6 protein-coding genes are annotated in these 7,002 nt (G+C 65.8%); 1 reads left to right on the forward strand and 5 read right to left on the reverse strand.

Annotated elements, in window-relative coordinates:
- Positions 1-2 precede the first annotated feature (2 nt).
- The 5 genes from E8F11_RS15400 to E8F11_RS15420 are packed head-to-tail and all read right to left on the reverse strand — an operon-like array spanning position 3 to position 5,359.
- Positions 3-1,028, reverse strand: coding sequence for an alpha-ketoacid dehydrogenase subunit beta (locus E8F11_RS15400; protein WP_280289699.1), 1,026 nt, complete (start codon positions 1,026-1,028; stop codon positions 3-5).
- Between the two features lie 30 nt (positions 1,029-1,058).
- On the reverse strand, positions 1,059-2,150 hold the full coding sequence (locus tag E8F11_RS15405; RefSeq protein WP_280289706.1) for a 2,3-butanediol dehydrogenase: 1,092 nt from the start codon (positions 2,148-2,150) through the stop codon (positions 1,059-1,061).
- 56 nt (positions 2,151-2,206) lie between these two features.
- Positions 2,207-3,196: a thiamine pyrophosphate-dependent dehydrogenase E1 component subunit alpha gene (locus E8F11_RS15410; protein ID WP_280289700.1), complete on the reverse strand. Its 990-nt coding sequence runs from the start codon at positions 3,194-3,196 to the stop codon at positions 2,207-2,209.
- A gap of 12 nt (positions 3,197-3,208) precedes the next feature.
- Complete coding sequence (locus E8F11_RS15415) at positions 3,209-4,789, reverse strand: GMC family oxidoreductase (protein WP_280289701.1); 1,581 nt, start codon at positions 4,787-4,789, stop codon at positions 3,209-3,211.
- 51 nt (positions 4,790-4,840) lie between these two features.
- Positions 4,841-5,359: a transcriptional initiation protein Tat gene (locus E8F11_RS15420; protein ID WP_280289702.1), complete on the reverse strand. Its 519-nt coding sequence runs from the start codon at positions 5,357-5,359 to the stop codon at positions 4,841-4,843.
- Between the two features lie 618 nt (positions 5,360-5,977).
- On the opposite strand from E8F11_RS15420, the gene E8F11_RS15425 reads away from it, so the two are divergent.
- Positions 5,978-7,002, forward strand: a 1,025-nt coding sequence (locus E8F11_RS15425; RefSeq protein WP_280289703.1) for a DUF2235 domain-containing protein, incomplete at its 3' end; no start/stop codon positions are given.

Below are 7,002 nucleotides of genomic sequence, written 5' to 3' on the forward strand. Positions count from 1 at the left end.
GCTTACTCCTCGTTCTTCAGGTTCTGGTAGGCCGCGACTATCTTGGCGGCGGAAGGCAGCGCCCACTGCTCCATGGGCGGGGTGAACGGAATCGGGATATCGGGGAAGGCGACCCGCTGCGGTCGCGCCTTGAGCATGCCGATATCGTGCTCGACGACGCTGGCGATGATTTCGCCGCTGACGCCGAAGCTGTGATAGTCCTCGTCGACGACGATCAGCCGGCCGGTCCTGCGCACCGAGGCGATGACGTGCTCGCGATCCAGCGGCACCAGGCTGCGCAGGTCCACCACTTCGGCACTGACGCCCTGCTGTTCCAGTTGCTGGGCGGCGCGCAGTGCGTGGTGCACGCCGGCGCCGAGGCTGACGATGCTGACATCGCGCCCCTCGCGCACCGTCTTCGCCTTGCCGATCTCCACCGTATAGGGGTCTTCCGGCACGGCCACCGTGGCGCCCTTCTCGGTGCCCAGCCAGCCCATGCCCTGCAGGGCCTTGTGGAACAGGTAGATCACCGGGTTGTCGTCGCGGATGGCGGCGGTCATCAGGCCCTTGGCGTCATAGGCGTTGCTCGGCACCACCACCTTCATGCCCGGCAGGTGGGCGAAGGTGCCGTAGAGGCACTGGGAGTGCTGCCCGGCGTCGGAATAGCCGGCGCCGGTGGAGGCCATCAGCACCATGGGCACGCTGACCTTGCCGCCGGAGAAGTAGGTGTTCTTCGCCATCAGGTTGTAGATGGCGTCCATGCACACGCCGAAGAAGTCGACGAACATTAGTTCGACGATCGGCCGCATGCCGTCGGAAGCGGCGCCCACGGCGGCACCGATGAAGGCCGTTTCCGAGATCGGCGTGTCGCGGATGCGCGCGCTGCCGAACTCTTCATGCAGGCCTCGGGTATTGCCGAACACCCCGCCGAGCTGGCCGATGTCCTCGCCCATCACGAACACGCGCGGGTCGAGGCGCATCTCCTGGGCCACCGCCTCGGCCATGGCGCGGGCCACGGTCAGTTTTCTCTCTTTGATCGCTGTGGACATTGTCGTAATTCCTGTGTCGATTTTGGCGGTTCAGTGACAGGCATCGGCAGGCGCGACGACGGAAGCGGCGGGCCTGACGATGATCTTCACGTTCTGGTCCTTGTTGTTCACCAGCTCCTCGAAGCCTTGTTCGAGGATGTGTTCCAGTTCGATCCGCCCGGTGATCAGCGGGGTGACGTCCAGGCGGCCGTCTGCGATCAGCGCGATGACATCGGCGAATTCGCCGTTGTAGGCCAGCGCGCCGATCACCTGTTTCTCGGTGGCGACGATTTCGAAGAAGTTGAACTCGCTGGGCTCCTCGAAGATGCCCACCATCACGCAACGCCCGCCCTTGCGGATCACGTCGATGGCCAGCTTGGCGGTGGCCTTGTGGCCGATGCACTCGAAGGACACCGCGGCGCCGTAACCCTCGGTCAGCTCGCGCACGGCGGCGATGGCGTCGCACTGGCTGGGGTCGATGACCTCGGTGGCACCCACTTCCAGCGCCTTGGCCTTGCGCGCCGTGGACATTTCGAGGGCGATGATTCGCGCCGCACCAGCGGCGCGGGCGCACATGATGGTGCACAGGCCGATGGTGCCGGCGCCGACCACCACCACCGTCTGGCCGAGCAGGCTGTCGGCCTTCTTCACCGCGTGCATGCCCACCGCCAGGGGCTCGATCAGCGCCCCTGCCTCGGCGGGGAAGCCTTCCGGCAGGCGGTACAGCAGGTTGGCCGGAACGTTGACCCGTTCGGCGAAGGCGCCGTTGTTCATCAGCCCGGTGAAGGCGAGGTGCTCGCACAGGTTGTACTGGCCCTGCTGGCAGAACCAGCATGTGCCGCAGTGCTGGCAGGCGTCGGCGGCGACTCGCTCGCCCACGGCGAAATGCGAGACGCCCTCGCCCAGGGCGACGATCTCGCCGCAGAACTCGTGGCCGAGGATGCACTGGCCCTTCAGGCCGGTGAGCGGATGGGCAGTGTCGGTGGGGATGAATACCGGCCCGGCCAGGTATTCGTGGAGGTCCGAGCCGCAGATGCCGCACCACTCGACGCGGATCTGCACCCAGCCGGCCTGCGGTTGCCGCGGGAGGGCGACGTCCTGCAGGCGGATGTCGCGGCGGCCGTGCCAGACCGCGGCTTTCATGGTCGGTTGTCGGTACATGTCGGTCTCCTTCTTGTGGTTGTTGTGCCGGGTTCCGTTCACACGAACACCATTTCCAGGGCTTCTTCCGGTGCCGGGTAGTCACTGTCGCGGGCGAACCGCACGGCGGCATCGACACGGCCACGGGCGCGCTCTTCGATGCCGGCGGCGCCGATCTCGTCCAGCACGCCCAGCTCCAGCAACCGCTGGCGGTAGGCCGGAATCGGGTCCTTCTGCACCAGGGCTTCCTTCTCGCCGGCCGGGCGGTAGGTTTCGCCGTCACCCATGAAGTGGCCGGCCAGGCGGTGGGTCTCGATCTCGATCAGGCTCGGCCCATCCCCGGCGCGGGCTCGGGCGAGGGCTTCAGCGGCGGCCGCGAAGATGGCGTCGGCGTCGTTGCCCGGGACGAATACGCCGGGCATGCCATAGGCGGCAGCACGCAGGTAGTTGCGCTCGATGGCGGTGGAAGCGGCCTTGGCCACCGAGATGCCCCAGGCGTTGTCCTCGATAACGAAGACCACCGGCAGCTTCCACAGCGCGGCCAGGTTCAGCGTCTCGTGGAAGGCGCCCTGGTTCGCCGCGCCTTCGCCCAGGTAGGCCACGGCGACGCCGGCCTTGCCCTGCAGCTGCCGCGACAGGGCCGCGCCCACGGCCGGGCCCATGCCCTGGGCGATGATGCCGGAGCAGGAGAAGTTCACCCTGGCGTCGAACAGGTGCATGTGACCGCCCCGGCCACCGGACAGGCCGGTCTTCTTGCCGAAGATCTCAGCGACCATCTCGTCGAGGTCGACGCCCTTGGCCACGGCTATGTGGTGCGGGCGATGGGTGGCGGTGACGATGTCGTCGGTCGTCAGGTGGGCGCAGACGCCCACGGCACAGGGCTCCTGGCCGTTGGACAGGTGCATCTCGCCGGGGATGGGCCCGTTGGCCATGTTGAAGACCGGCGTCTTGCCTTCCATGTAAATGCGCTCGATGGACTCCTCCAGGTAGCGGCTGACGAGCATCTGCTCGAACATCCAGAGGCGCTGGTCGTTGCTGGGTATGGTCATGGAATCGGCTCCTCAGAGGGCGCGCTGGTTGAGCAGCGAGCCGATGTGCTCGGCCTGGCGCAGGGCCAGGGCGACAATGGTCAGCGTCGGGTTCTGCCCGCCGCTGGTGGTGAACTGGCTGCCGTCGGAGACGAACAGGTTGGGAATGTCGTGGCTCTGGCCCCACTTGTTCACCACGCCGTCGGCGGCCTTGGCGCTCATGCGGTTGGTGCCCATGTTGTGGCTGGCCGGGTAGGACGGCAGGCGGATGACTTCCGTGGCGCCGACCGCCTCGTAGCACTTGCGGGTCTGCTCCACACCGTGGTCGCGCATGGCGTTGTCGAAGGCGTGGTCATCCTTGTGCACCACCGGAATCGGCAGACCGTACTGGTCCTTCTCGCTGCCGTGGAGGGTGATGCGGTTGCTCTCCATGGGCAGGTCTTCGCCGCACAGCCAGACGCCGGACATGTGGTCGTAGCGCTCCATCTTCGCCGTGAAGCCACGGCCCCAGCCCTGCGGGGTCGGGTCGAGGAAGGCGGACATGAAGGGCAGGCCGAGGGAAAGGATTTCCAGGCGGTAGCCGCCGACGAAGCCGCGCGAGGTGTCGTTGTAGGACTCGTCGGAGATGATCCCGGCGCAGGTGGTGCCGCGGTACATGTGCACCGGCTTGGGCAGCACCGCGTAGATGCCGGCGGTGGTGTGGCACATGTAGTTGCGCCCCACCTGGCCGGAGGAGTTGGCCAGGCCGTCCTTGAACATCGAGGACTCGGAGTTGAGCAGCAGGCGCGGCGACTCGATCGAGTTGCCGGCCACGCAGACCACGCGCGCCTTCTGCCGCTGCTGGCGGCCCTGGGCGTCGGCATAGACCACTCCGGTGACCCGCCCACGGGCATCGTGCTCGATGCGCAGCGCCATGCTCTGCGGACGCACCTCGCAGTTGCCGGTGGCCTCGGCGCGGGGGATGTCGGTGTAGAGGGTGGACCACTTGGCGCCGATGCGGCAGCCCTGCATGCAGAAGCCGATCTGCATGCACCCGGGCCGACTGTCATAGGGCTGGGTATTGATCGCCATCGGCCCGGACTGGATTTCCTTGTAGCCGACTCGCTGGGCGCCGGTGGCCAGCACCTTGAAGGAGTTGTGCCACTGGTGGTACGGCATCCCGGTGCTCGGCCCGGTCACGCCCATGTGCTTCTCGGCCTTGACGTACCAGGGCTCCAGCTCTTCGTAGCTGAGCGGCCAGTCGAGCAGGTTGGCGCCCTTGATGTCGCCATTCTCGGTGCGCATGCGGAACTCGAAATCGCGAAAGCGCAAGGCGACGCCGGCCCAGTGCACGGAGCTGCCGCCCACCGCCTTGACGATCCAGGCCGGCAGGTTCGGGTGGTTGCGCGCCACGTCCCAGCCACCGGTGGCGATGCGTTTGTCGAGCCAGGAAATCTTGTTGAACATGGCCCACTCATCGTTCTCGATGTCGGACATCTCGAAGCGCTTGCCGGCCTCCAGCACCACGCTGCGGATGCCTTGCCGGGCCAGGGCATGGGCCAGGGTGCCGCCGCCGGCGCCCGAGCCGATGATGACGACGACATCGCCGTCGTCCTGGGAGAATTTCGCTGCCATGGGGTTAACCCTCATTGTTGGAATGGAAGGAGCCGCGAAGGAAATGGCCGCTCAGAGCCAGTCGAGGTCGTTGAAGCCGCGGGCGAGATAGCCGCCCTTCTCCACCGACGAACCCTCGTAGCCGAACAGCGGGAACAGCGTCTTGTTGTCGTACAGGCCGAACATCAGCGCGCTGCGGGTTTCACGGAAGAACGGGGTGGTCTCGACCTCGCGCAGCAGGGCGACGCGGTCGTCCTCGCCGGCGATGTCCTCGAAGGCGCGGCCATGCACGGCGCGGGCGCGGGCCTGCAGGGCCTTGAGGCCGTCACGGACCAGGTCCGGCTGCTTGCCGACCAGCTCGAACAGCGACTTGGCGTAGGGCGCATCGCCGAGACGGTCGTGGGGATAGATGTCGCGGCCCATGCGCAACAGCCCGGCGGGCAGCTGGGGCAACAGGTCATCGGCGATGGCTGTGACGGGAATGAGCTGGCTGGTGGCGGCGCTGGCGCCGAGGATCAGGGCGGACTGGCCCGACAGGCTGAGGAAGCGCCTGCGGCTGAGCGCGGTGCCCATGGGCGATGAGTCATGCATGGCAGAACTCCAGGCTATTGCCGGCACGCCTGCAAGGTGGGAACAGGTGTGGCCGACGTTGTTGTTATTCGTCCGGGTGCCTTTTCGGCCCCTCGATAGCCAGGGAGCAGCTTGTGTGCCAATGCTGCAGAACAAGCTCAAAGCATTGTTTTAACAGGGTTTTTTATTGAAAAGCGGTCAATGGCCGATGACCACCTGTAAAGCATCGGCTTTACAGCTGTAAGGCATCCGTCCAAGGGCTTTACATCCGCAGAGGCCTCCTTGAAACCTGAGTGGTTAGCGCGCTTTCGTAGGATGGGTGGAGCGGAGCGATACCCATCGAGCCCCCGGTCACTGAGGGGTATCGCCTCGCTCGCGGAACACCGCCCGCCCCATCCGGAGTAAAGACTCATTCATTCGCGTCTGCGGGGAAGCGTTCAGCTCCGGGCGGAACGAGATCCAGCAATTCCTGGCGATTCCGCAGACAGCCCAATGTCCGCAGCAACGTCCGTCCAGATAACCGGCCGTGTCCGACAACCGCTTCAGTCGCCGCAGGGGCTACATGGATTAGCGCCTGTGCAAGCCTCATCGCTTCAGCCATGGAGCTCATGAAGGAGGCACAGCGCGATGGAAAGACTGGTGAAACGATCGTTTCTCGACCCCATCAACGAAGACCAGGTGGAGGATCCCTTCTTTGCCGTGGCGACGGTCGACAGGGCACTGGGCGCCCCTTGGAAACTAACCGGGCTCGAGGCCTTGCTCCGCGAATGCGGCACCGACTACCGCGACAGCCAACGGCCGTACTACCGGGACCAAATTCTCGAGAAAGTTCGCCGCGGCGACTGGCTGCTGGTCAGCCGGCGCCCCTTCAAGCCGCTGAGCGGCAAGCAGCGCTCCTGGACCGATGATCTCGGCTTTTTCGGCGGTCAGCCTACCGCCCCCGCCGAGTCCAAACTCCCGCCCGATTGGAAACCCTTCACACCCACCCTACAGGCCAGACTGCGCGTCGCCCTGCGCATCGGCGTGTTCTTCGACGGCACCTACAACAACGCCGCCAACGCCGCCCAGGGCCAGCTCTGCGGCGCCCAGCACGCCATCACCGAGGATGACCTGGACGCCAGCTGCAAGCCCTATATGCGCGACCCGGAGAGCAGCTATGGCAATGGCGTGACCAATATCAAGCTGCTCCACGACCTGTATCCCGAAACCCAGAAGCTGCCGACCAGCGCCAAACAAGCTCATCGTCGGGTCTATGTCGAAGGCATTGGAACCCGTGCAGGCGAAGAGGACAGCCCGTTCGGAGCCGGAACAGGACGTGGTGCCACTGGCGTGGAAGCGAAGGTGCGGGACGCATTCAGGTATGTCCGGAGAACATGCTACGACTTCATCGACGAAAACCCCGAGTATGAAATCGAATCACTGACCATCGACATCTTCGGCTTCAGCCGCGGCGCAGCGGCGGCTCGCCACTTCGCCAACCAACTGGCCAAGGGTCGCAACGGCCCGCTGGGCATGATGTTCCCCGATACCACCAGCACCTTCAGCAAGGACCTGAGCGGCCGCTACGGGCAGGGAGTACAAGTGGCCTTTATCGGCCTGTTCGACACCGTGGCCTCCACCGCCGGCCTGGCCAACCTGGGCAATGTGCGCAGCGCCAGCACCCC

It is taken from the genome of Pseudomonas sp. BN417, from assembly GCF_029871205.1.
In the GTDB taxonomy this organism is placed as follows: domain Bacteria; phylum Pseudomonadota; class Gammaproteobacteria; order Pseudomonadales; family Pseudomonadaceae; genus Metapseudomonas.